We start from the raw sequence: 24868 nt of genomic DNA on the forward strand, positions 1-24868 counted from the left end.
CTTGCTAGGAAAACCGGACCCGTCCCCGGGCGAAGCATCGCGCTTCGCCATCGGGAACCGTTACCCCACTCGTTGGCCGAATTCAGGCAGACGCCGCCATCGGCGGCGACTTATCCAATGCCCGATCAGGATTCCTCAGGCCGGAGCCCTGCTGGCTCGGTGCCCGCTCAGGATTCTTTCTTGGCCTTCAGAACCTGCCGGCCCTTGTACATGCCGGTCTTCAGGTCGAGGTGGTGCGGACGGCGCAGTTCGCCCGAATCCTTGTCCTCAGCATAGGTCGGCTTCTTCAGGGCGTCCGCCGAGCGGCGCATGCCACGCCGCGAGGGCGATGTTTTTCTTCTGGGAACGGCCATAACGGTCCTCTAGGGGTGTTGTCGGAGGGCATCGTCCAGAGCCGGACCGCCCAGCGCGTGGCGCGGGCTGTGATGCCGATAAGGCCGCGCTTATAGAGGATGGGCTGGCGTAAAGCTAGGCCAGGTTGCAGTTAAAACGGCCGAATATTGCCTCAAAATGCACGATTTTCGCTCCAGCAGCGCTGTAGCGCCGCCGCATTGGCCCGCGCCATATAGGTCCCGGCCAGACGGCGCACCCCCGGACCCGGATTGCGGGCGCTGCGCCGGATCGGGTTGGGCAGGATTGCCGCCAGCAAGGCCGCCTCCCGGGCCGACAGGGTCGCGGCCGAACGGCCGAACGCGTAAGCCGAGCCTGCTTCGGCCCCGAACTGCCCGGAGGGTCCGAGTTCGGCGATGTTGAGGTAGATCTCCAAAATCCTCGGCTTGGGCAGCACCAGGTCGATCCACAGCGCCAGCGGCAGCTCCAGCGCCTTGCGGACCATGCTGCGGCCCGGCCACAGGAACAGGTTCTTGGCAACCTGCTGGGTGATGGTCGAGCCGCCGCGCGTGACCTCGCCGTCCTCCGCGTCGTCCATGACGTCGCGCAGCGCGTCCCAGTCGACCCCGTGATGACTGCAGAACTTGGCGTCCTCGGAGCCCACCACCGAACGCGGCAGGTAGGGTGAGATCGCGCCGAGACCGATCCATGGCCGCGACACCGGCGCGCCCTTGAGCCAGCGCCAGGCCATCAGCGTCGAGATCGGATGCCCGGTCCGATAGAACGGCGTCACCAGATACGGCAGCAACAGCGCCGCCAGCAGGATCAGCCCCAGAATTCGGAAAATGCGCAAATTGGATATTTCCGGTTCAGCCCCGCCGGCGGGGCCGATCAACATGGCCCGCCGATCAATAGACCGCCACGCAAATGACATCTCCATGATAATTCGAGCGTTTTCCAGCACTTTTAAGGCGTTCCCGTCGCCTCCCCGGAATTGACGTAGGGCGTGCCATCAACGATTGTCCGGCCAAATCGAGCTAGAGCTATTCTTGCCAGAGCCATTGTTGGAGCCATCCTAGATGACGACCGTGACTTTCGACTTTGCCAAACAACTGGACCAGACCGCGGAGGATACCGAAACCCTGCTGGCGAAGCTGCTGTCCGACACGCTGTTGCCGGACGAGATCGCGCGGCCGAAGCGGCTGATGGACGCGATGCGCTATTCCAGCCTCGGCGGCGGCAAGCGGCTGCGCCCGTTCCTGGTGGTCGAAAGCTCGGCCGTGTTCGGCGTGCCGCGCGAGGCCGCCTTGCTGGCCGGCGCCGCGCTCGAATGCATCCACTGCTATTCGCTGATCCATGACGATCTGCCGGCGATGGACAACAGCGATTTGCGCCGCGGCCGTCCGACCCTGCACAAGAAGACCGACGACGCAACCGCGATCCTCGCCGGCGACGGGCTGTTGACGCTGGCGTTCGACATCATCACCCGCGACGAACTCCATAAGGAGCCGACCGTGCGGCTGCTGCTGACCCGCGCGCTGGCCCGCGCCTCCGGCATCGGCGGCATGGTCGGCGGCCAGATGCTCGATCTCGCCGGTGAAGGCCGCTTCGGCGACCGCGAGCCGGTCGACGTGGCGCGGCTGCAGCAGATGAAGACCGGCGCGTTGTTGCGCTATGGCTGTATCGCGGGCGCGATCCTCGGCCAGTCCACGCCGAAGGAATATCAGGCGCTCGACGACTACGGCCGCGCGCTCGGCGAAGCCTTTCAGATCGCCGACGACCTGCTCGACGTCGAAGGCGATGCCGCAGCCCTCGGCAAACAGACCGGCCAGGACGCCGCACTCGGCAAGACCACCTTCGTCACCCAGCTCGGGATCGACGGCGCCAAGCAGCGCGTCCGCGACCTGTTGGCGCGCGCCGATTCGGCGCTTTCGATTTTCGGCGCCAAGGGCGACGTGCTGCGAGCCGCGGCGCGCTTCGTCGCCGAACGCAAGACCTGACATGCCCGCGCGGAAGCAGGAATTCGACGATTTCGTCGACCGGTTCAGGAAAATGCCGGCCCCGCTCCGCGTGATCTATGCGCGACCGCGCATCTTTATTTCGATCGCGGTCGGAATCGTCGCGTTCTTCCTGCTGCCGGGCTCATTGCGGCAGGTGACGCGGCTGTTGGTCGGTTGGGACGTCTTCGCCGGTTTTTATCTGGCGCTCGTCTTCACTATGGTCTGGCGCAGCGGCATCACCCATATTCGCCGCAACGCGGTGCTACAGGACGATGGCCGCTTCCTGATCCTGCTGGTGACCGCGCTCGGCGCCTTTGCCAGCATTGCCGCCATCGTGTTCGAGCTCGGCGCCTCGAATCGCAGCGTACCCGGACTGGTTCTGGCGACGATCACGATCACGCTGTCATGGACGACGGTGCATACCGCCTTCTCGCTGCACTACGCCTACGAATATTATCGCGGCAAGACGCCCGGAGGGCTGCAGTTTCCCCGCGGCGACGAGCATGAGGAGGCCGATTATTGGGACTTCGTCTATTTCTCGTTCGTGATCGGTATGACCGCGCAGGTATCCGACGTCGGCATCACCGACCGGATCATCCGCCGCACCGCGACCGTGCACGGCATCATCTCGTTCGTATTCAACACCGCGCTGGTCGCCTTGATGGTCAATATCGCCGCCAGCGCGATCTAGGTTACGGGCACCGTCCGGACATGATGGCTCCGTATCCGTTGCAACCCTGCTGACGTTCCAGGCCGGTGAGCGGCTGGCCTGAAGCTCCGATCCCTGGAGTAGATGACGAACCGCGCGGGGAAGCGGGCTCTGAAGAACGCCTGACAATAACTCGCCTTGGTTCCGGTGCGTCGCGGCTGATCTCGGGCCTGTCGCGCCTGGCGACAGGCTTCTTCTCCCGGCGCTTCTCGCATTCATTGTCGTCGTTGAGGAACGAACCTTCGGCGCAGCTGATCTTGCTGCAGCGGTCGCCATCGGCCTTGAAGCCGTGCTCGCAGACCAGCGGGCAGACCCGTGACGTCTTCAGCTTGACCGCGTCGAGCGTATCGACGCTCGCGACTTTGACGTCGAGCTTGGTCCCGGCGTAGCGGTTGAACTGACTCAGCGAACGCTGCGAAGCCGAATTCCAGTCGCCGTCGGCGGCACCCGTCAGGCAGCCGACGCGGCGCAGCTCGGTCTGCACCGATTTGGTGACGTCGGTCTGCGGCGTTCCGACGCTGAGAGCAGCGAGGTTCACGCCTTTATCCTTGTCGGCGGGCGCAGCGGCGGATGCGGTGTCCACGGCGGCCTTGTCTGCGACGACCTTATCCGCAACGGCTTTATCTGCAGCGACCTTGTCGGCAGCGGCCTTTTCAGCCGTCGCGCGCTTCTGCTCGGCGGCGGCGGCCTGATCCTGCGCCACCTGCTTGGCTTTTTCAGCCGCAATGCGCGCCTGCTCGGCGGCCTTGGCGTCAGCCTCGGCTTTCGCCTGCTGCGCCTTCTGGGCGCCTTCGGCGGCGAGCCGCGCCCGCTCCTGTTCGGTCAGTCGCGCCTTCTCGGTCGCGGCGACCCGGGCCTCTTCGGCCGCGATCTTCTCGAGCTGAAGCTTGGCGAGACTGGCGTAGAAGCCGTCGGGATATTGCGCCAGGAACGCGTTGAGCGCGCTCTTGTTGCCGATCTGCAGCGCCAGTTCGTAGTCGCGGCGGGCCTCGGCCTGCGCACTGAGGGCGGGTGTCGCGGACGCAGCCGCCGCGGCGGGAGCCGCACGGGCGGGCGCCGGAACCAGCGGCACGTCCTCACCGCCGAGCGAACCATAGACGAACGGCTCCTGCCGGTTGCCGGTGGTCTTGAGCACCTCGTCGCGGACAAAGCCGAAAGCCCGGCGCACGTCGAGGCCGGGCGTCGTCAGGTGATGGGCCAGCGCTATCGTAAACGGGCTGTTGGTACCGTCGCCGTCCGCAGCGGTAGAGCCGGCCTTGGCCGAATAGGCGATCAGCACATTCGGACTGGTCGGCTCGACCTTGGCGAGGCCCTGTCCGACCGCGCGGGTGGCGACGGTGCGCTTCATCTTCTTGGAAAACGGATTGTCGCGGCAGGCGTCGAGTATGACGAGCCGCAACTTCTTCGCCGGCTCGATCGCGATCAGGATGCGGTCGAGCGAAAATGCCTCGTCATAGATATCGGTATCGCGCTCCAGCTTGGCATCCACCGGAATGAGATAATTGGAGCCGTCCACCTCGATGCCGTGACCCGCGTAATAGACCACCGCGATATCCGCATCCCGCGCGCGGTCGGCAAAATCGCGCAGCGCGCGCCGGGTCTCGGCCGCCGGAAGGTCGCGGCGAGAGTCGACAACATCGAAGCCGGCATCCTTCAAGGTGGCGGCCATTTTGGCGCCGTCGTTCGCCGGATTGGGCAGCGGGGCGACGTTCTGGTAGGCGGAATTGCCAATCACCAGCGCCACCCGCTTCTCGGCAAGGGCCGGTTGGCTTGCCAGCAGGAGTGCTGCGGCCGTCAGAATCCATCGATACAGTTTTGGAGATCCGGATTCCATCATGACGCGTCCTGAACCTGGTACTTTCTAACACAGCGGCCTGCCTACCAGAAGCCAAAGCCGGCTTTTGTGAGTTAGGTCACGATCCGCTTCGGTAGCGGTCTTTGAAGCGAACTGGTCGTGCGACTGCTCTGTTATTAGTCCGGCAAAGCTGCCGACGGTTCGCCCGCCATCGCTTTTTCGTCGGGTTCCCCGACCCGCTATAGACCCTCATGGCAACCGAGTATTCCCAAAACGGGTGGCCGCTCAGCGCGGCACGACGTGTCCCTCATACTGCGGCAAATCATCGCTGATCGAAAACCAGGGCGCCTTGGAACCCACGAAGATGTGGGCCGTCGGGCGGATCGAGGGATCGTCGACCAGCGTGCCCATCGCAACGTGGACGTAGGCGCCGTCGCGGACCAGCGAATAGAGCAGCGAGCCGCATCGACGGCAGTGCGCGTCGTGGCCGGCCTCATCGCCATAGATCATGAGCGTGTCATCGCCCCTGGTGATGCGAAGCTTGTCGCGCGCGATGCCCGCGAACGGCTTGAACGCCGAACCGGTGGTTCGCCGGCAATTCGAACAGTGGCAGTTGACGGCATATTCGAATGCGTCGACGACGGCATAGCCCACCGTGCGGCAGAAGCATTCTCCAACGAGGATGCGAGCATTTTGATTTGCTGAACCCGTCACGAATTATTCCTCACGGCGATGATGAACTCACCATAGCGCATTGGTCCGGTTCGTGGCTTAATTCAGTCCGAACGAGCCTTAAATCCCGGGAGGATACGCCGTGAGCCATGACCGATCGACCGTCGAAGCCGTGGTCAAGAATTACTTCGATGGCCTCTATGAGGGCGATGCCGACAAGCTCGGCGCGATTTTCGACCCCACTGCCGATTTGCGCTGGGTTGAAAAGGGCGCGTTGCAGGTCCTGACCGTGCCGGACTGGCTCGATCGCGTGCGCAAGCGGCCGTCGGCGAAGGCGGAAGGCAAGCCGCGCGAGGATTTTATCGTCACGATCGACCGCTCGGACGACCAGACCGCCTTCGTCAAGGTGCGTTGCCAGCTGCCGCCGCGCTATTTCACCGACTATCTGGTGGCGATGAAACTGACCGACGGCTGGAAGATCGTCTCGAAATCCTATCGCTACGATTTGAAGGAATGACGGCCGCACGGAGCGTAACCATGCGCAAGATCATCGCCATCCTTGTTCTCGCATCCGGTCTCGCCGCCTGCGGTATGATCAGCACGCTGGTGGACGGCTTCAAGTTCGCCAAGGCCGTCGCGAACGACCTTGAGCAGACGACCGGCCTGAAGCCGGGCGTAGGCTTCAACTGGCACAATGGCCGGCTCGTTTCCGTGACCGTCACCTTCCCGAAACTTTACGACGCCAAGCCTCTCCGCGAACTCGCCGACGTGGTGCGCGCCGCCGTCAGGAAGGAATTCAAGCAGACGCCCGAGGATATTGTGCTCGGGTTTTCCCTAGGCGCGCAGCCGCCGGGCACCACGGCGCAAGCCGAGCAACCGCGTCAACAGGCGAGCCTCGCACGGTGACGCACGATTCTCCGCGCCGACATCCGCGGGGGTTCCCGCCGATGCGGGGCGGTAACCGCACCCCGGGGGCATTGACCTTGCAGGTGTTTCCCTGCGATTGGGGACCGCCATGGAAGCCAAGTTTCAGATCTTCTTGATCCTGCTCGCCGTGCTGGCAGGCACCGCGTTGCTGGCCCGACGTTTCAACGCGGCGCCGGCCATCCTGCTGCTGCTGGTCGGCATCGTGCTCGCCTTCGTGCCGGGAATGCCGTCGCTGGAATTGCCGCCCGAACTGGTGCTGCTGGTGGTGCTGCCGCCGCTGATCTATTCGGCCAGCGTCGCCATGAGCTGGCGCGAATTCAGGTTCAACCTGCGTGTCATCATCCTGCTGTCGGTCGGCTGCGTGATCTTCACCGCCTTCGCGGTCGCCGCCGCGACGCACTACCTGATCGGGCTACCCTGGGGAGTCGGCTTCCTTCTGGGCGCCATCGTCGCCCCGCCCGACGTGGTGGCGCCGCTCGCGATCGCCCGCAAGCTCGGGCTGCCGCGACGGATCCTCACCGTGCTCGAGGGCGAAGGGCTCGCCAACGACGCTACTGCGCTGATCCTCTATCGCTTCGCGGTAGTGGCGATTTCGACCGGGCTGTTCTCGCTGCCGCAGGCGACCGGCACGTTTGCGGCGATCGTGGTCGGCGAAATCCTGTTCGGCGCGGCGGTGGGCTGGCTCTCGCTGCGCGCCCGGCAGCGCGCGCGCGACCCTCAGGTCGAGATCACGCTGTCGCTGATCACGCCCTATGTCGCCTACTGGATCCCCGAACATTTCGGCGGCTCCGGCGTGATCGCAACCGTCGCCTGCGGCCTCTACATCAGTTGGAACGGACCGCTATTGATTTCGGCCGCGACGCGGTTGCAGGGCATCTTCTTCTGGGACCTGATGATCTACATGATCGAGGGCCTGCTGTTCCTGCTGACGGGCTTTCAGATGCGCTCGTTGCTGGAGAAGTCGAAGGCGTTTCCGCTCCACGACATCCTGTCTGCGATCGGGCTGGTCGTGGTCATCGTCGTGATCGCGCGCTTTGCCTGGGTGTATCCCGCGACCTATTTGCCGCGCGTGTTGAGCAAGCGGCTGCGTGAGCGCGATCCCTACCCATCCTGGCGTACGGTGTTCGTGATCGCGTTCACCGGCGTGCGGGGCGCGGTGTCGCTGGCGGCCGCGCTGGCGCTGCCCTATACGCTGTCGAACGGCGATGCCTTCCCCTATCGCGACCTGATCCTGTTCGTCACATTCGGCGTCATCCTGATCACGCTGGTCGGAACCGGGATCGGCCTGCCGCCGCTGGTGCGATGGCTCGGCGTGGCGGATGCCGGCCGCAACGAACACGTCGCCGAACATGAATCCGAGATCGCGGCGCGGCGCGAGGCGCTCGATGCGGCGCTCAAATCGCTAGATGCCATCACCGACGACCGCGAATTGTCGGACGAAGTCGTCAAGTTGTTGCGCGCGCGGCACGAGATCCGCGCCAACCAATTGCCGGATACGCTCGATCCCGACAAACACGACGTCTCGGCGGCCGGCACCGCGCTGACACGGGAGCTGATCGCGTCGGAGCGAAAATTCATCCACACTTTGCTGCGCGACGGCAAGATCACCGACGAAACCCGGCGCCGGATCGAGCGCGACCTCGATCTGGAGGAAGCGAGTTTGGCGAACCGGGAGTATCGAAGGATTCCGTTGTGACCCACTCGACGTCATTCCGGGGCGCGCGAAGCGCGAACCCGGAATCTCGAGATTCCCCGATGCGCAATTGCGCATCTGAGGTCTGGTCCTTCGGACCATCCCGGAATGACAGCGGCGCCCCTACTCCGCCGCCGCATTCCTCCCTGGCGCGCCGACATAGCCGGCGGGATCACCGAAGCGTTCGACCATGACCGCGGCCAGGTCCTTGGCCTTGCTGGTAACGCAGGCGCCGGAGCGTACCGTGTAGCGGTCCTGATGCGCGAGATGTGACGGCGCTTCGCCCTTCTGCAGCGCGCGGGCGGCCTCCATCACCAGTTTGCGGAAGTGCAAGATCCCCAGATCGGTCGGCCCGAGATGCTCGCGGGTGCGGTCGGCGATCGGGCCCTGGCTGTCCTGCACGGCGGCGTCCTGTTCGGACACGCCCTTGATGCCGGTGTAGCTGCTGGTCTTCTGCAGTTTGCGGTCGATCAGGTAATCGTTCGCCCTGTTGCGCAGCGGAACGTAGTTCTCGTCGACCACCGACATCACGCCGTTGCCGCCGGCGTAACCGTCGCGCTCGGCTTGCGTCAGCGGGCGCTCGGGATTCCAGGCATAGGTGTAGATCCAGCAACTGGTGTCGGTGACCGGCACGAAGCTCTGGCCGAAAATATTCTCGCCGGGCATCGAGCTCGGCGCATAAGCATGCACCGGCATCAGGAACTGGGCGATGCGCCAGTAGATGTTGTCGGTGCCGGTCAGCCGGCCGCCGGCGACCGTCAGGCCGGCCTCGTGCGGATGGATCTTGATCACCGGGCGCGGGTCTTCCGCGATCCAGCGCATGTGGTCGGTGGCGACCCGCGTCAGCGGATTGACGAAATGCTTCTTGATGTCGAGGATTTCGTTCTCTTCCTTTTCGAAGGAGAGATGCGCGAAGGTGAAATGCGCGGTGTCGATCGCGCCTTCCAGTGCCTGCACCCAGTTGCAGTCCTGCCATTTCTTGGTGACGTAGCGGTGCGAGGCCGGCACCAGCGCCATCTCCAGCGCGGGCAATTCCGGGACCTGCTCGGCCGGACCCATATAGGCCCAGATCATTTCGCCCCATTCCCGCACCGGATAGGACTTGATGCGGATCAGGTCCTTGGCGTTGAGATCGGGATACGAGGTCGGCATATCGACGCAGCGGCCGTCGGTATCGAATTTCCAGCCGTGATAGACGCAGCGGATGCCGCATTCCTCGTTGCGGCCGAGCCAGAGATTGGCGCCGCGGTGCGGGCAATACTGGTCGATGACGCCGACGACGCCCCTGGTGTCGCGGAAGGCGAGCAGTTCCTCGCCCATGACCACGATCTTCTTGGGCGTCCCGTCGGCCTCCGGCAATTCCGCCGACAGCAGCACCGGCAGCCAGAAGCGCCGTAGCAATTCGCCCATTCCGGTCCCGGCGCCGCTCTCGGTCAGGAATTTGTTGTCTTCTGCGCGGAGCATGGGGCTTCCTCCGATGTTTTGTTTTGGTTTTGGCCAAGCTTGGCGCCGGCGTGGCGCAGCGTCAACGCATCAAGGCTTACACCGGCCGCTCGCCCTTCACCGTCACCCGCGTGCCTGATCGGGTGTGCGGCCAGTAGTCCCACATCGCGCGGTGCTGGGCGCAGCGGTTGTCCCAGAACGCGATCGCGTTCTCGGTCCAGCGGAAGCGGCACTGGAACAGCGGGTTCTCGGCGTGCTGGTAGAGATAGGCCAGCATGGCGTCGCTCTCGTCGCGGGGGACGCCAATCAGGAAGCGGGTGAAGCCGCGGTTGACATAGAGCGCCTTCTTGCCGGTCACCGGATGGGTGCGCACGACAGGATGTTCAGCGCGCGGATATTGCGGCCGGTCGGCGACACCGTAGTTGGCGTACAGCCCACGATAGGTCTGCTCGCCGTCATGCAGCGCGGTGAGCCCGTCGAGATAGGCCTTCATCCGGTCCGACAGTGATTCATAGGCCGCGTACATGTTGGCGAACAGCGTGTCGCCGCCGCGCGGCGGGCACTGCTTGATATAGAGGATCGAGCCCATCGGCGGCTCCTCGTCACAGGACACGTCGGTGTGCCAGCCCTCGCCATTGGCGCGCGGGGAATCCTTGTCGGCATAGATCTTCATCAAGGCCGGATCGTCGCCTTCATGGGGTGCTGCCGGGTGAATATGCAGGTCGCCGAACTGGCGGCCGAAGGCGAGGTGCTGTTGCGGAGTGATGTGCTGGTCGCGGAAAAATATCACGAGGTTTTCGGCGAGCGCGCGATGGATCTCGTCCATGGTGCGGTTCGACAGCGTGCCGGCGAGATCGACGCCGGAGATTTCCGCGCCGATGATCGGCGTCAGCTTCTCGACGCCGATGGTCTCATAGGGTTCGCTCTCGCCGGCAACGTGCCGATAGCGGGGTCCCTGCTTGCTGGACAGCGAACTCATGGCGCGGCCTCCGATGGCTGTTATTTTCAGCCATCGTAACCCGGATGGAGCCAAGCGCAATCCATCCGCGGGGCCGACGGAGAGAGTTTACTCCGCCGCCGTGGTCTCGGGGGTCTTGCTGCCGGCGCCGTAGCGCTGGTCGATATAGTCGATCACCAGCGCCTTGAAATCGGTGGCGATCGAGGGGCCGCGCAGGGTGCGGAACTTCTTGCCGTCGACGAACACCGGCGCTGCCGGCGCTTCGCCGGTGCCGGGCAGGGAGATGCCGATATTGGCGTGCTTGGACTCGCCCGGGCCGTTGACGATGCAGCCCATGACCGCGACGTTGAGTGCCTCGACGCCGGGATATTGCGTCTTCCAGCCCGGCATCTCTTCCCGGATGAAATCCTGGATCGAGCGCGCCAGTTCCTGGAACGTGGTCGAGGTGGTGCGGCCGCAGCCGGGGCATGCCGCGACCAGCGGCACGAAGGTGCGGAAGCCCATGGTCTGCAGCAATTCCTGCGCTACCTGAACTTCCAGCGTGCGATCGCCGCCGGGCTCCGGCGTCAGCGAAATGCGGACGGTATCGCCGATGCCGTCCTGCAAGAGGATGCCGAGCGCCGCCGACGAAGCGACGATGCCCTTCGATCCCATGCCGGCCTCGGTGAGGCCGAGATGGATGGCGTAGTCCGACCGCGACGCCAGCGTCTGGTAGACCGCGATCAGGTCCTGCACGGCGGAGACCTTCGCCGACAGGATCATCCTGTTCTTGGGCATGCCGAGCTCTTGCGCGCGGGCGGCCGACAGCAGCGCCGACTGCACCATCGCTTCACGCGTCACTGCGCGGACATCCTTCGGCTGCGGCAGCAGCGCGTTTTCGTCCATCAGCTTGGTCAGCAATTCCTGATCGAGCGAGCCCCAGTTGGCGCCGATGCGGACCGGTTTGTCGTTCTTGTTGGCGATCTCGATGATGTCGGCGAACTGGGTGTCGCGCTTGTTCTTGAAACCGACATTGCCGGGATTGATGCGGTATTTGTCGAGCGCCTCGGCGCAGGCCGGATAGTCGGCGAGCAGCTTGTGGCCGATGTAATGGAAGTCGCCGATCAAGGGCGTGGTGATGCCGCGCTTGCGCAGGCCGTCGCGGATGTGCGGAACGGCGGCCGCCGCCTCCTCGCGGTCGACCGTGATGCGGACCATTTCCGAGCCGGCGCGCGACAACGCTGCGACCTGCGCGATGGTGCCGTCGATATCGGCGGTGTCGGTGTTGGTCATCGACTGCACGACGATCGGCGCGCCGCCGCCGACGGCGACATTGCCGACCATGACCTGGGTGGTTTGATGCCGGGCGCGCGGGCCGGCGACGTCGTCTTGCGGGAGTTCGGGCTTGTTCATGGGGCCTCGAATATCAGGTTTTGGTGACATTCACCAAGGGAACGGGCAAGGGAACAGGAACGACACCGCCCACCTTCGCCCGGATTGAAATTTTACTCTGTTTATTCAATGACTTAACCCGGCCATTACGGTCGAAGGCGCCACCACCGGCGGCGCCCTCCCTTGAGAACTATATTGGACAGGAATCGCCGGATTGGAAGGGCGGCTTGCAACCGGCGGCCGCCTTTTCAGCATGGGCGCCACGCCGTAGCATCGGTCAAAATGTCAAAATGTAATGGGAGGCAGCTATGTCGGGGCGTAACGGGCTGATCAGCACGGCGGAACTCGCTGAAATTCTCGACCGGCCGAACCTGCGGCTGTTCGACTGCACGACCTATCTGGAACCAGCGCCTGAAGGCAGCAGCCTGCCATATCTGGCCGTGCCCGGGCAGCACACCTTCGAGGCCGGGCATATTCCGGGCGCGGATTTCCTCGACCTGCAAGGCGAGTTCTCCGACCAAAACACCGAGCTTCGCTTCATGATGCCCGGCGTGGCGCAGCTCGGCGCGGCGTTCGGCCGTCACGGCATTTCCGCCGACAGCGAGGTGGTGCTGTACAGCATCGGCACCCCGATGTGGGCGACGCGGTTCTGGTGGATGCTGACGTCGCTCGGATTTGAAAACCTCGCGGTGCTCGACGGCGGCCTCGACAAGTGGAAGCTCGAGGGCCGCGCGCTCGAGGCCGGTCCTGCGAAGGGCTACCCGCCCGCGACGTTTGCGGCGAAACCGAAACCGGGATTTTTCGTCGACAAGCAGCAGACGTTGGCGGCCACCACCGCGCGCAACACCGTCGTCGTCAACGCGCTGGGCCCGCAATTCCACAAGGGGCTGGAGCCGAGCCGCTATGGCCGCCCCGGCCGCGTGCCCGGCAGTTGCAACGTCTCGGCTGCGACGCTGCTCGATCCGCAGACCAAGACGTTCGTGCCGCTGGCTGACGCGGAAGCGAAATTCGCCGCGCAAGGCATCACCAAGGACAAGCGCGTGGTCGCCTATTGCGGCGGCGGCATCTCGGCGACGATCGATCTGTTCCTGCTGCATCGGCTCGGTTACCAAAATCTCACGCTCTATGACGGCTCGATGGGCGAATGGGCAAAGGACGCGTCGCTGCCGATCGAGACGGGTTAGTATTCCTGTAGCCCGGATGAGCGTAGCGATATCCGGGGAGGTGTCAGAGTGGTCCCGGATGTCGCTGCGCTCATCCGGGCTACGAAGCTCGTTACAAATACGACTTCACATTCTCGCGGCGCGATGCGCCCGGAGTTTTGCGTTTCGTTTGCCCTCGGAAATCAGAGGGCGCAGGGAAGACCGGGTGCGCGCTGCACCCGCGGTCTCGCGTGCGATTTGCATCAAAAGATATGCACACGAGCATACAGGTTCAGCGGAGAACACCCGGCCTTCCCTGCGCAATGGCTTTACGGCTTATACGATTTCGTCCTGGTGACCGGCTTTCTTGCCACCATCATCGACGTCGGCTTTCGCTTCCGCCAACTTGACGCCAGCACCGGGGCGTCGGACCCAAACGATTTCACCGTACGCAAGTGCCGCGCTCGTCAGTCGCAGCATCAGCGTCCACCGCTCCCTGCCCCTCGTTCGCGACGATGGCCAACGCCCCTTTGGTGGGACAGGATGGCGGGAGTTGAACCACTGATTTGCCCGACGGGTTAAGCGATATTTTGCCCGTCGGGTTAATTTGTCGCAGGCGCGCGGTGCTGGCATCCCAGACTCACATACAGGGCCCACGTAATTGCTTTCGAAAGTCGGTTACCGGACAGACGTTGAAGTGCCGGAGTCCTAGAATTGATCCCCCACGATCCACGGCTGTTCACCGTGAGTTACTGTGATGAAGCGACAGCGATCCGCACCGCATACCCTTGAAGACCAGATTTCGGCCTACGCAGCCCGTTTGAAAGCAGAGGCTGCTGATCTTCCAGATGGCCCCCAGAAAAATCATCTATTTGAAAAAATCAGGCAGCTTGAAGCTGCATCTTCCATGAACGCATGGTTAGCCCCGTCCGAGTAGACGCCATGTCGACCAGGAAACCGGAAGTAATCGCACCTTCGCCTCTCAGGAGGCATGCCGCAGATGCGCTAAGGAGAGCACGGAGGCTGCCGGTTGGCCACGCCAGAAACGACCTAAGGCAACTGGCCATGGGTCTTCTCTGGCTCGAGAGACGGGGACTGTCCGAGACGGAGCCGCAGGCCGCGGCTGCAGCCCCTGAAATGGGGAGCGACCATGTCTAGATTGTATCCCGAGCTGTTGCCGACCCAGCGCCCCCGCTGTCCCAGGTGCCAGATGCGGATGATCAGCGCCGCAGTCACGGCCGCGGCCAAGGGATTTGAGGATCGAACGTTCGAGTGCACGAGGTGTGGGTATGTCGAGACCAAGCTGCTGATCGCCGATCCCCTGGTCTCACCGACCGCGATAGCCTGGACCAACGCCGGCCTGAAGCGGCCAGACTAAATTTTGCGCTCTAGATCAGTGTCGCTTCCTGCTCGACAAGGCTTTCGTAGCACTCGCAGGAAAGGCGCTCGAGGGCTTCACGATCCAAAATCCGGATGACGCCACGGGCGTAGGTGATGATACCCTTGTCCTGCATCCTGCCCGCAACGTCGGTGACGGAGGTCCTGCGGACGCCGAGCATCTCGGCCAGCAGTTCCTGGGTCAATGCGACCGTGTCGCTTTCGGCGCGGTCGGCCGATTGCAGCAACCAGCGGCAGAAACGTTCTTCAATCTGATGCAGCGCATTGCAGGCGGCCGTGATGCGGGCTTGCGTCAGCATGACCTCGTTGTAGCGCACACAGACGTTGCGAATCGCATCGCTGGTCGCAACAGCTTTCCTGAACGGTGCCGAGGCTATCTTACTGCCGTGAAGCGGCAGCTGAACCATCACGCGAACCAGGGATTTGTATAAGCCCAGTCCGGCCATGGCACCGATCACCCCTTCACGCCCGACCGTTGCTGTTTCGATGGCCTTGCCGTCCCGCATCACCCAAAGCAGCGAAAACATGCCGCTATGGGGGAAGTAAACGAAATCGACTTCGGCGCCGGTTTCAAAAGCAACATCCCCCTGCGCCAACGAAATCGCTGTCAGATGCGGCCTCAGCGCGTCGAAATCCTTGCGCGGTAACGAGGCAAGCAGCTTGTTGTCCAGCGGATTGGTTGAAGGTGCGTGCAATGGCGCGGCGGCTTTCCCGCCCGATCGGAACGAGCGTCATAACCGCAGCTGGATGGATGTGCGCTCCGAGCGCGCTCCGCGGGAATGCCTGATACTAGGATCGGCACAAACCCTTGTCGGTCCGGTATCCGTCTTTAGGCCAACGTTCGGCCAACCTGATCGGATACAGAAAGTGTAGGCCTTTTCGACGGCGCTGTCTGTTTTATTGGGCCCAACCGTTCGATATGTACGATTTACGACATATCGTCAGATTCCTTGGCCTGTCTTGGCGTGTAACACACCCTCTCCGCACGAATTGTTCGGGAAACTGACGGGTTTTTTGTCGATCTACGGAACAAAGCGCCGGATCGCATATTTGGAGATAAGCACCGCCTTTGTTCGTTATCCGACATAGGAATTGGGTGAGGCGCACCTGTGCGATGACGCAGGTCTTTAAGCGCAACTTTTGGCATCTCAGCGAGATCGGGAACAATGCGGCATCCCGCATGCAGCCGACCTGTCGTGCTTATCGTCGAGGACGACGTTTTACTCCGATGGACCGCGATCGCGATCATCGAGGAGGCCGGCTTTGACGTCGTCGAAGCCGGAGCCGGAATCGAGGCCATTTCGGTGCTCGAAAAGCGGAGCGATATCCAGACGGTTTTCACCGATGTTGAACTGCCTGGTTCAATCAACGGAATTCAGCTCGCCCACCTGATCCGCACCCGTTGGCCGTCCATCAGGCTCATCGCCACGTCCGGTCAGCTCAGACTGCGGGAAGATGATCTTCCGGCGGGTGCGCGTTTCCTGCACAAGCCATACGCCGTTGCCAACCTGACCGGCGCGCTAAAGGAACTGATGGAGCCATAGCCGCGGGCGGCGGCCTTGCTAATCGAAGGCTTCGTTACCTCCATGACTGCTCCGATTGCTTCCGGCTGGAGCGGTTGCCGGGTGGGACTTGCACCCACTGGAACGCGCCGCCTTGCACGGCGCACACCCGAAACAGACATTCGACCGCTTGGTCCCGCGTCGAAAACTGCCTACGTTCGGGTCGGGTGCAAACAGACGGGATTGGCAATGAGACGACGCGATTTCACCCCGCTTCTCGGCGCCCCGGAGGGGATCGAATGATCGACCGCAGGGTCTTTGTCGCGACAATCGGTGCGGCGCTAACCGTTTGGCCCGAGCAGCTTCTAGCGCAGGCCACGACCGGCAAAATCGGATACCTGCACCCGATTACGATAAGTCCGAGCCATATCACCTTCTCCATCTTGAGCAAGGAATGGCAGCGTCTGGGCTACGTGGAGGGCGAAACCTTACTCGCCCGCTCCGGCGAGCAGGACCTGGAACGTCTCCCGGCGTTGCTCCGCGATCTGATCGGCAAGGGCGTCGGCGTCCTGGTAGTGGTCGGGGCGGACGCCGTGCGAGTGGCGGCAGAAACCACCAAGACCACGCCGATCGTCGCCATCGATATGGAGACCGACCCGGTTCAGACGGGCCTCGTTACCAGCTATGCCCAGCCTGGCGGCGACGTGACCGGTCTTTTCTTGGACCTCCCCTCTTTAGCCACCAAATGGATTGAGTTGATGCGGGAGGTTGTACCGGGGCTCGAGCGCATTGCATTTGCATGGCAGCCCAGAACCGGCCGCAGTCAGCTCGACATTGCTCTTGGCGCTGCTCGAGCGTTGGGCATCGAAGCCGTTGTCTTGGAAACCGAAGTTTCAGATGACTTCGGAGCGAAGTTTTCACATCTTGCCGGACCTAAGCGGACCGGCATTATCCAACTCACATTTCCGGGCGTGACTACCGTGTCGGCCAGATACGCTGCGGCGGCCCAATCGCACGGTATTCCAACCATGACATTCCTTCGTACCGCGGTGAAGGATGGGCTCTTGATGAGCTACGGACCGAATCAGGAAGATTATTTCCCACGCGCCATTCAGATCGCGGACCGGATATTGCGGGGCAGCAAAGTCGGCGACATCCCAATCGAACGGCCTACAAAATTCGAATTCGTTCTGAACCTCAAAACCGCAAACGCACTCGGCCTCACCTTGTCCCCAATGCTGCTTGCGCGCGCCGACCAGGTGTTCGAATAGCAGGCCCATGTCTGCTCATTGGCACCTTTGAGACATGCCAACGCGCCCTGAGGCGGTTGCGCAGGAACACTGGACCAGCGCGTCACCCGTCAAACAGGCACAATTTACTCCGACGCTTCCAGCGCGGAGCAGCAGGCCGGGAGGTATAACGTGGCAGATCGGAAGGCAGGCATCATTGGACTGGGCATCATGGGCGGCGCGATCGCCCGCAACCTGGTCGAACGCGGCTGGGGAGTTATTGGATTCGACACCGACCCGTCGCGCCGGAACGGGCTTGCGCTTGCCGGCGTGACCATCGTCGACGGCGCGCGCGCCGTCGCGTCCCACGCCTCGACGATCCTGACCAGCCTGCCCAACGCCGATGCCGCCAATGCCGTCGCGACCGAGATTGCCGCGTCTGGCCTGCCCGCGCGTATCGTCGTCGAGACCAGCACGCTCACCATCGCCGACAAGCTGCGCTTCAAGGCCATTCTCGAGCCCGCCGGTCATATTGCGCTCGACTGTCCGCTCAGCGGAACCGGCGCGCAGGCCGCGGTCCGCGACCTCGTCGTCTATGCAAGCGGCGACAAGGCCGCGATCGCGCAATATGCCGGCCTGTTTGCCGACTTTGCCAAGCAGAGCGCCGATCTCGGCGACTACGGCAACGGCAGCCGGATGAAATTCGTCGCCAACCATCTGGTCGCGATCCACAACGTGGCCTCGGCCGAAGCGATGCTGCTGGCCGAGCGGGCCGGGCTCGATCTGAACCAGGTGATCGAGATGGTCGCGCCGGGCGCCGGCGGGTCGCGGATGTTCCAGATGCGGGCGCCGATGATGGCCAGCCGCAGCTATGAACCGGCCACGATGCGGATCTCGACCTGGAAAAAGGACATGGCCATCATCGCCGAATTCGCCGGCGAGCTCGGCTGCGAAACGCCGCTGTTTACGTTGACGCAGCCGGTTTACACAAAGGCGATGGCGATGGGATTGGGCCATCAGGACACCGCCGCCGTGTTCGAGGTGTTGAAGGCGAACGACGAAGCGGGCGACTGAAGCGGTGACGTCTCTGCAGAGATCGAACTATTGTTCGGTCCGGCGTGCCGGCTTTTCGCCCGACGGCGAAGCCGAGATATCGAAGTCGAACCCGTGATTGAACGGCTCGTTCGCAAGTTCGAAGTGCCACCATTCCCTGAAATAGGGGCGGAAGCCGGCTTCCCTCATAAAGGCTTTCAGCATCTGGCGGTTGCCTGACGCCACCGCGCCGACGCGCGCGTTTGAGGTATTGCCGAGCACGTCGAGGCAATCGTAGCCGGTGCCGAAATCGATCGTGCCATCCTCAAATCGTTCGCCCCTGGGCGCGGTACATGCCCTGAGCGGCGGCAGCGGGCCTGGCTGCGCCGGCGTGGCAAACGCAGACGGCACGATGCCGAGGTCTACCGTGCTGCCGCGCGAATGCGCCGAACGAACGGCGAGATAGCCAAGCGCAAACAGGCTTTGCTTGTCGGTGCGTGGATAGAACGCGGCCTTCATCTCGGTGCGGGCCGGATCCCGGCTCCACCGCCAGAAATCATCGACGGCGCGCTTCGGCCGATAGCAATCCCAGACGATGAGCGAGAGATTTTTCCCGGCCAGTTTGCTTTGCACCGCCTTGAGCGCCGCGGCGGCAGGCCCGCTCAGGATGCACTCGGCGGCGAGGTAGCCCTTGATCGGCCGGCCCACGAAGTTGTGCGATCCGGCATAGCGAATGTCCTGAACGATGGTGGGATCGACTTCACGCAGATAGACGAAACCCCTGGGCAAAGCGGAACCAGCCAGCGCCGCAACCGGCAGCAGCAACGATATCAGGGCAAGGCCCATCCGGATCAGCATCTTACGGCGCTCGTGGCGTGGCATCGGGTTCGCGTCACGCCGTCAGAGCGGACCGAGGATGGCCCAGCGGGAATCGCAGAATTCCCTCACCGCCGTAGCGACACCGCTGCTGATGATGTTGCGGTGCTCGGCGGAGTCCATCTTGAGTTCTTCATCCCGGTTGATGATCGAGCCGGCCTCCAGCAGGACGGCGGGCATCCGGGTCGATTTCAGCACGATCAGCTTGTCGTAGCTGTAGACACCGGTTTCCTTGTTCAGGAGCGGATGCTGGTTCTTGCCCATGATCGGCAGGGTAAATTGCCGGGCATATTCCAGGCCCTGGGCCTTCATTTCCCTGGCCAGCAGTTCGGCGAAGGCGAGGCTGGTGCCAAAGTCCGGATTGTTGCGGGAGACGAAGACGGAATAGCCGCTGAAGCGGTCGCTGAAATGGCTTTTCTTGCCCTCGAACTCCCAGTCCTCGAGCAGCTTGTCGGGCACGGAGTCATGATGGATCGACAGCAGGAGATTGGCGGGCAGATTGTTGGCGGTGGCGACACGCTTGACGAGACTACGTCTGGCCTTGCCCTCGGTGACGAGCAATCGGGTCGCGGCAAAGCCATCGGCCCTCAATTTCTCCTCGATCACCCGCGCCAGGCGCAGGTTGAAGATGAATTCGGCCTTGTTGCGGGCGCTGATCGCGCCCTCCGATTCGGCGGTGTGTCCGACATCCACGACGATGCGGAACTTTTGCGGTTCGCATCTGGTAGTGACCAGTTTCGAGGCAGCCGGATTCGGCGCCGCCGGTGCCGACGTGACAAGCTTTGCCGTGCGGAACTTTGGCGGGGCCGCAGGTTTCGCCGACTTAGCCTGCTTTTGCACGGTGGCATGCTTTGGCGCCGTGGCATGCTTTGGCGATTTGCCGGGCTTCGACGACCCCTTGAAGACATCCGAAAGCCAGCCGGCGTCGCTCGCCTCGATCGGCAGCAGCAGCAACGCAACTGTCGCGGCGGCGATGGTGCGACGGCAGAACCAGCCGCTCGAGCCCGCCTTGGCTGATTTTCGCGCGACCGACGGCAATTGCTGCTTTCCCCGGAATGATTCCTGTCCGCGCGCTCAGCATGACGGCAGCCGGCGCTTTTTAACAGCGATTATCGGCCGCGGAACCACGGAAATTGGCGGCGCGCCGGCCGGCGCGGGCCGACGTCAACCCGTATCAACCCTTATCAACCCTTGGGCCGCGCCTTGATCTCCTCGAAGGTGGCAAGCGCCCGTTCGAATTTTTCATTGAAGAGAAACATCGCATCCATGACTTCGCGGAAGGTTGCGGATGTCCTCGCCCTGTCGGCCTGCCCGAAGGCGAAGACGCTGTTGTTGCGCAGATATTTCATGATGGTCGGGTCGGAGATCCGATAGCCGAGCAGGTTGCCCGACTTGAGCGCGGACCGGGTCGGGCTGGGTATGATCTGGATCAGTTCAAACAGCTTCATCTGGTCGACCGGATTGGGCAACGTTTTCACGATCGCCGGTATCTGCGCAAACAGTTCCGCATGCGCGTTCATCAGCCCGTCGCGTACCGCGGTCCAGTGATTGTAACGGTGGTCGAGACTACCAGCCCGCGCCTCTTCCTTGTCGTCGCGGGCGACCAGCGCGGGATCGAAGGCTGCGACCTGTGGCTTGATCGCGGCCCATTTCTTCCGGCCGTTCTGATCCTCGGACGGGCCGGTCTGAAAACTTCCCTTGTAGGTATTCGAGCGCGCATTGCCGATGTTCTGGTTGCCGTTGGTTTCGGCAAAGAACAGCCCGAGGCTGATGCGGCCTGCGGCTTCGGCCGTCGCCGCATCGAGCCCCTTGGCGCGCGCGATCGCGGTGCCGAGGTCAGCCACGTCCTTGAAGGGAGTTGCCGAGTCTTGCGCATTCGGCGGCGGGGCCTGCATGATCTCGAACAGCTTCTTGTAGTCGTCGATCAGCGGTTCGCTGTCGGCGTCGAAATAGGCCGGCGGAATTTTGAACTTGTTGGGCCGGCCGATTTTCGACGGCAGCACGTCGGTGAGGTCCTTGCGCGCGCCCATCATGACGTTGCGTGCGAGGTAAAGCGCCTGCCCCGGCAGGTTCGGCAGTTGGTTCGAGGCGATCTGCGCGCGCCGCTGGGCGAGGATCTCCCGAAAATTCCGGACCGCATCGTCGTAGGTGTTGAGCGCATCCGACTGCTGCTTGGTCAGCGCGCCCACTTGCGCCATCGCGGGAGACACCGGGCCGAACTGGCCGATGGCGGCCGAAATCAAGGAGAGCCCGAGAACGAGAACCGCAGGCGCGGCGCGATAGATTTTGGTTCTCATGGCAATCCCCAGCGCTCAAGCTTCAGCCTGATACCATGCCACGCGATGGTAAGCGACGTACGCCTTGCAAGACGATTACGTTAGCCCAAGCGGGTTCGGGAATCCCCCGCCGGGGAAACGCAGGTCGCTCGTTCGTCCGAGTGACCTGCGTTCGTTGACCCGATCCGGCTTTTAACAAGCCTGTCATCGTTGATCAGGGTACCAGATGCTCCCGGATCCCCGCCGTCGCTTGCGCGATGGCGGCCTGCGTCGAGGGAACGTTGCGCAGCGCGTTGAGCAGCACGAAGTCATGGATCGTGCCGTTGTACCGGACCGCATCGACCTGCACGCCGGCGTCCTTCAGCTTGCGGGCATAGGCCTCGCCCTCATCGCGCAAAGGACAATTCTCCGCGGTGATGACCAGAGCCGGCGGCAGTCCCTTCAGCTGTTCCGTGCTGGCGCGCAGCGGAGAGACATAGGGGTTGTTGCGGGTGGCCTCGTCCGGCGCGTACAGATCCCACCCGTACTTCATGAACGAGCGAGAGAGAAAGCGACCGGTGCCATATTCGTGATAGGACTTGGTATCGACGCTGGCGTCGGTCGCCGGGATCATGAGAATCTGGTAACCGATCTTCGGACCGTTACGATCCTTGGCCATCAGGCTGAGCGCGGCCGTCATGTTGCCGCCGACGGAGTTGCCCGCAACTGCGATGCGTCCACCATCGGCGCCGATCTCTTCGGCGTGTTCGGATACCCATTTGAGCACAGCGTAGCTCTCCTCGAGCTGGGTCGGGAATTTCGCTGCCGGCAACGGGGTGTATTCGACGAACACGCCGATTTGGCCGGAGCCGACAACGAGGTCTCGCAGCAGGCGCTGATGGTTCTGGAAATTCCCGACGAGCCAGACGCCGCCGTGAATGAAGAGGAGGACGCCAGGCTTTCCGCTGACCTTCTCTGGCTTCATGATGTAGGTCTTCACGGTCCGGCCATTCTCGGTGATTGTCTTCTCCGTCGTCGTGACACCGGACATGTCGACGGGCGTCTTCGATTGCAGCGCTGTCAGGATGTCCTGAGGCTTGGGCTGCGGCAGCTCCCAGAAGGGAGAGCTGTCCTTGTTGATCTCGGCCAGGAATGCGCGGACGTGGGGGTCGATCCGTGCGTCCGTGGCGGGGTTCGGAGCGGCTGCGGCAAAGCTGGTCATCAGGCTTGCTCCAGCCAGAGCGACGAATTTGAGAGTCTTGTTCACGATGCTGTTCCTTCTTGTGGGTTGGGTGGATGTTTTGACCTCGTCGGTGCGCCGGCGAGGGTGGGCTCGAAGTGGCTGCACACTAGGGTTTGACCGCGAGGACGGTCTTTGCCCGGCCTGCTGTTCCTTTGATCCGGCTTGCTGCGTTTGGTCCGAGGAAGGCAACGGCCCTGCCCAAGGCGTTGGCAAACCATGATTGCCGCCTGCACGGCAGAGCTCAAAAATCCAGCATTTGAAAGGGGTTGCGCGCGCTTGACGCCCGCCTTGACCGGGAGGTACGCTTTGAGTGGTCGGGGAGCCGCCTGTGTCTGCCAAGCCCCTTAAGGACGCCAAAACACCCGATGATGCCGGCCCACTTTCCAAGGACTGGCAAGTCGATGGTCTGAGAAAATATCCGCGCTCAAGACTTCTGTTGTCATCGGCCGATCGAGGCTGGACGACGATGTCGGCCGAGTTGCGGTCTCATTCAGCCGGCAGGATCGTCTCGATCGAGCAACAGAGCGTCGAGGTCGTCATCGCCCTGGCCGGGGCAGACGGTCCGGTCAGGCGGACTGGTGCAGGACGGCAGGAGCAAACGCGACCGGACGCCGGGACGATCTGGCTGGTTCCGACAGGGGTCGGGCCCGAGGAAATCGTGATCGCGGCGCCGATGCCGCAAACGCTTCATCTGTTTCTGCCGATCCAGCAGTTCGACTCCCTAGCCGACCAATACAATCTCGGCAAATCCCTGGTCCGCTCCGTGCAGTATGTCGGCGGCTTGAACGACGAACTGATCAGGCAGGTGGCGGATTCAGTTCTCAATGAGCTGTCGGAGCAGACCGCAACAAGCCGCATGGTCGCCGAGATGTCCTCACTGATGCTCGCGACACGCTTAATCCAGAATTACGTCGATCGAAACCTGATCGATCGCATCACGGGTTCGGCTCGTTCGCTCGATCATGCGAGGATGCGACGTGTCCTGGACTACATCGACCAAAATCTCGAGGAAGAATTCACCATCAACGACCTCGCGGGGGTGGCCCATCTCAGCCTATTCCATTTCGCGCGGATGTTCGCCAACGCGATGGGTATGCCGCCACAACGCTATGTCAGCACGCGGCGTCTCGAGGCCGCAAAGAAGATGATCGGCGCCGGCCGATTTCCCTTAAGCGAAATCGCATTTCGCTCAGGCTTCTCCTCACAGGCCAGCTTCACGCGCGCGTTCCGACGCGCCACCAATATGACGCCAGGAGAATTCAGGCAGCACGGCCGATAACGGCATTCAGCCGATCACAGATTCGGATCCGGCGCGATTTCCGCCCGCGCCGCCTCCGGCTTGTTGACGAGATAGAGCCCGGCGACAACCAGCAGCGCCGCGGCGCCGAAGGCAAGCGTCAGCTGGTCCTTCATGATGAAGTAGGCAGCAACCACGCCGAACAACGGCGTGATGAAAGTGAAGGCAGACAATTTGCTGGCCGAATAGGTTTTTACCAGCGCGAACCACAGCACGAAGGTGCAGCCGACCACCCAGATCGCCTGATAGGCCAAGAGCGAGATCGACAGCAGGCTCGGCATATGGCTGATGGTCTCGCCCGACAGCCACGACGCCCCGCCCAAAATCGGTATCGACACCGCGACCTGGTAGCCGAGCGCCTTTTCCGGCGCCGCGTTGCGCAGGCCCGTTCCCTTGGCGATCAGCGTGGTCGCCGCCCACAGCGCGCCACCGGCGACCACCAGGAGATCGCCGAGCAACACCTTGGCATCGACGTTCGGTTGCGGCACGCCGATCGCGAGCGCCACGCCGGCGAAACTCAAAGCGAGTCCGCCCCATTGCATGGCCGACAGCCGCTCGCCGAGAAACTGATAGGAGCCCAGCGCGACGAAAAACGGCGCGGTGTAGAGAAACACCGCCGCGCGCGACGCCGACGTGAACACCAGTCCGGTAAAGATCAGCACGAATTCAATTCCGAACAGCACGCCCGCCAGCAGACCGGGACCAAGCGTACCGTCGCGCTCAAAGAATTTGACGCCGCGGAACCAGCCGACCGCCAGCATCACCGGCAACGCGCCGGCGGAGCGGATCAGCGCCTGCATCATTGGCGGCACGTCGGGCAGCGCCAGCTTGACGGCGATCTGGTTGAAACCCCAGCTGAGGCACAGCATCAGCATCAAGGCGATGGCGCCCGGCGTGAGCGCACGCGCGGCGGACGGCTTCAGTTGAGTGGACGACATTGATCCTCGTGGCCGGCTTGACGCCGTGTTCTTACAGACATGATCCCGAAAAGTGGAC

Annotated in this window: 24 protein-coding genes; 11 read left to right on the forward strand and 13 right to left on the reverse strand. The window is 63.0% G+C overall.

Annotated features, from left to right (window positions below):
• Nucleotides 1-167 precede the first annotated feature (167 nt).
• A complete protein-coding gene (gene rpmF / locus FFI89_RS33620) occupies nt 168-353 on the reverse strand; it encodes a 50S ribosomal protein L32 (protein WP_027540899.1) in 186 nt (61 codons plus the stop codon).
• Nucleotides 354-505: 152 nt separating this feature from the next.
• Nucleotides 506-1183: a transglycosylase domain-containing protein gene (locus FFI89_RS33625; RefSeq protein WP_246669334.1), complete on the reverse strand. Its 678-nt coding sequence runs from the start codon at nt 1181-1183 to the stop codon at nt 506-508.
• Between the two features lie 226 nt (nt 1184-1409).
• Between FFI89_RS33625 and FFI89_RS33630 the strand changes: the two genes are divergently transcribed.
• Together FFI89_RS33630 and FFI89_RS33635 are read left to right on the forward strand one after the other, a co-directional pair.
• Nucleotides 1410-2330 (forward strand): polyprenyl synthetase family protein, encoded by a 921-nt coding sequence (locus tag FFI89_RS33630; RefSeq protein ID WP_138831736.1) that lies wholly within the window; start codon nt 1410-1412, stop codon nt 2328-2330.
• Between the two features lies 1 nt (nt 2331).
• Nucleotides 2332-3021 (forward strand): DUF1345 domain-containing protein, encoded by a 690-nt coding sequence (locus FFI89_RS33635; RefSeq protein WP_138831737.1) that lies wholly within the window; start codon nt 2332-2334, stop codon nt 3019-3021.
• 1 nt (nt 3022) lies between these two features.
• Here FFI89_RS33635 and FFI89_RS33640 read toward each other — a convergent pair whose 3' ends face one another.
• Nucleotides 3023-4876: a caspase family protein gene (locus tag FFI89_RS33640; protein ID WP_246669335.1), complete on the reverse strand. Its 1854-nt coding sequence runs from the start codon at nt 4874-4876 to the stop codon at nt 3023-3025.
• A 243-nt stretch (nt 4877-5119) separates the two neighbouring features.
• Nucleotides 5120-5548 (reverse strand): GFA family protein, encoded by a 429-nt coding sequence (locus FFI89_RS33645; RefSeq protein ID WP_138831738.1) that lies wholly within the window; start codon nt 5546-5548, stop codon nt 5120-5122.
• A gap of 100 nt (nt 5549-5648) precedes the next feature.
• Here FFI89_RS33645 and FFI89_RS33650 point away from each other — a divergent pair, with 100 nt between their 5' ends.
• The 3 genes from FFI89_RS33650 to FFI89_RS33660 all read left to right on the forward strand — a co-directional run bounded on the left by FFI89_RS33650 (nt 5649) and on the right by FFI89_RS33660 (nt 8129).
• Nucleotides 5649-6023, forward strand: coding sequence for a nuclear transport factor 2 family protein (locus FFI89_RS33650; RefSeq protein ID WP_138831739.1), 375 nt, complete (start codon nt 5649-5651; stop codon nt 6021-6023).
• Between the two features lie 20 nt (nt 6024-6043).
• Entirely contained in the window at nt 6044-6412 is a 369-nt protein-coding gene (locus FFI89_RS33655) for a hypothetical protein (protein ID WP_138831740.1), read from the forward strand.
• 109 nt (nt 6413-6521) lie between these two features.
• Nucleotides 6522-8129: a Na+/H+ antiporter gene (locus tag FFI89_RS33660; RefSeq protein WP_138831741.1), complete on the forward strand. Its 1608-nt coding sequence runs from the start codon at nt 6522-6524 to the stop codon at nt 8127-8129.
• 120 nt (nt 8130-8249) lie between these two features.
• Here the strand turns inward: FFI89_RS33660 and FFI89_RS33670 are convergent, their stop codons facing one another.
• From FFI89_RS33670 to ispG, 3 genes are all read right to left on the reverse strand, one after another.
• Nucleotides 8250-9590: a Rieske 2Fe-2S domain-containing protein gene (locus FFI89_RS33670; protein ID WP_138831743.1), complete on the reverse strand. Its 1341-nt coding sequence runs from the start codon at nt 9588-9590 to the stop codon at nt 8250-8252.
• Between the two features lie 76 nt (nt 9591-9666).
• A complete protein-coding gene (locus FFI89_RS33675) occupies nt 9667-10548 on the reverse strand; it encodes a TauD/TfdA family dioxygenase (RefSeq protein WP_138831744.1) in 882 nt (293 codons plus the stop codon).
• Nucleotides 10549-10635: 87 nt separating this feature from the next.
• Nucleotides 10636-11919: a flavodoxin-dependent (E)-4-hydroxy-3-methylbut-2-enyl-diphosphate synthase gene (gene ispG, locus FFI89_RS33680; protein WP_138831745.1), complete on the reverse strand. Its 1284-nt coding sequence runs from the start codon at nt 11917-11919 to the stop codon at nt 10636-10638.
• Between the two features lie 287 nt (nt 11920-12206).
• Here ispG and FFI89_RS33685 point away from each other — a divergent pair, with 287 nt between their 5' ends.
• Both FFI89_RS33685 and FFI89_RS33690 read left to right on the forward strand, forming a co-directional pair.
• A complete protein-coding gene (locus FFI89_RS33685) occupies nt 12207-13082 on the forward strand; it encodes a sulfurtransferase (RefSeq protein WP_138831746.1) in 876 nt (291 codons plus the stop codon).
• Nucleotides 13083-14190: 1108 nt separating this feature from the next.
• Nucleotides 14191-14418 (forward strand): response regulator, encoded by a 228-nt coding sequence (locus FFI89_RS33690; protein WP_138831747.1) that lies wholly within the window; start codon nt 14191-14193, stop codon nt 14416-14418.
• A gap of 10 nt (nt 14419-14428) precedes the next feature.
• Here FFI89_RS33690 and FFI89_RS33695 read toward each other — a convergent pair whose 3' ends face one another.
• The gene (locus tag FFI89_RS33695) at nt 14429-15133 is read right to left on the reverse strand and encodes a Crp/Fnr family transcriptional regulator (protein WP_138831748.1); all 705 of its coding nucleotides are present in this window, start codon (nt 15131-15133) and stop codon (nt 14429-14431) included.
• Nucleotides 15134-15604: 471 nt separating this feature from the next.
• Here FFI89_RS33695 and FFI89_RS33700 point away from each other — a divergent pair, with 471 nt between their 5' ends.
• The 3 genes from FFI89_RS33700 (at nt 15605) to FFI89_RS33710 (ending at nt 18243) form a co-directional block, all read left to right on the forward strand.
• Nucleotides 15605-15982: a response regulator gene (locus FFI89_RS33700; protein WP_138831749.1), complete on the forward strand. Its 378-nt coding sequence runs from the start codon at nt 15605-15607 to the stop codon at nt 15980-15982.
• 257 nt (nt 15983-16239) lie between these two features.
• On the forward strand, nt 16240-17211 hold the full coding sequence (locus tag FFI89_RS33705; RefSeq protein WP_138831750.1) for an ABC transporter substrate-binding protein: 972 nt from the start codon (nt 16240-16242) through the stop codon (nt 17209-17211).
• Nucleotides 17212-17361: 150 nt separating this feature from the next.
• Entirely contained in the window at nt 17362-18243 is an 882-nt protein-coding gene (locus tag FFI89_RS33710) for an NAD(P)-dependent oxidoreductase (protein WP_138831751.1), read from the forward strand.
• A 27-nt stretch (nt 18244-18270) separates the two neighbouring features.
• Here FFI89_RS33710 and FFI89_RS33715 read toward each other — a convergent pair whose 3' ends face one another.
• The 4 genes from FFI89_RS33715 to FFI89_RS33730 all read right to left on the reverse strand — a co-directional run bounded on the left by FFI89_RS33715 (nt 18271) and on the right by FFI89_RS33730 (nt 22599).
• Nucleotides 18271-19083 carry a M15 family metallopeptidase gene (locus tag FFI89_RS33715; protein ID WP_246669336.1) on the reverse strand — a complete coding sequence of 271 codons (813 nt, stop codon included), beginning with the start codon at nt 19081-19083 and terminating at the stop codon, nt 18271-18273.
• A gap of 18 nt (nt 19084-19101) precedes the next feature.
• Nucleotides 19102-20115 (reverse strand): N-acetylmuramoyl-L-alanine amidase, encoded by a 1014-nt coding sequence (locus FFI89_RS33720; protein WP_246669337.1) that lies wholly within the window; start codon nt 20113-20115, stop codon nt 19102-19104.
• Nucleotides 20116-20261: 146 nt separating this feature from the next.
• A complete protein-coding gene (locus FFI89_RS33725; RefSeq protein ID WP_138831752.1) occupies nt 20262-21374 on the reverse strand; it encodes a hypothetical protein in 1113 nt (370 codons plus the stop codon).
• A 193-nt stretch (nt 21375-21567) separates the two neighbouring features.
• Nucleotides 21568-22599, reverse strand: coding sequence for an alpha/beta hydrolase (locus FFI89_RS33730; RefSeq protein ID WP_246669338.1), 1032 nt, complete (start codon nt 22597-22599; stop codon nt 21568-21570).
• A 304-nt stretch (nt 22600-22903) separates the two neighbouring features.
• Here FFI89_RS33730 and FFI89_RS33735 point away from each other — a divergent pair, with 304 nt between their 5' ends.
• Nucleotides 22904-23854, forward strand: coding sequence for a helix-turn-helix domain-containing protein (locus FFI89_RS33735; protein ID WP_138831753.1), 951 nt, complete (start codon nt 22904-22906; stop codon nt 23852-23854).
• 14 nt (nt 23855-23868) lie between these two features.
• Here the strand turns inward: FFI89_RS33735 and FFI89_RS33740 are convergent, their stop codons facing one another.
• The gene (locus FFI89_RS33740; RefSeq protein WP_138831754.1) at nt 23869-24810 is read right to left on the reverse strand and encodes a DMT family transporter; all 942 of its coding nucleotides are present in this window, start codon (nt 24808-24810) and stop codon (nt 23869-23871) included.
• Nucleotides 24811-24868 lie beyond the last annotated feature (58 nt).

Origin of the sequence: Bradyrhizobium sp. KBS0727 (genome assembly GCF_005937885.2) — a bacterium.
Lineage (GTDB): Bacteria > Pseudomonadota > Alphaproteobacteria > Rhizobiales > Xanthobacteraceae > Bradyrhizobium.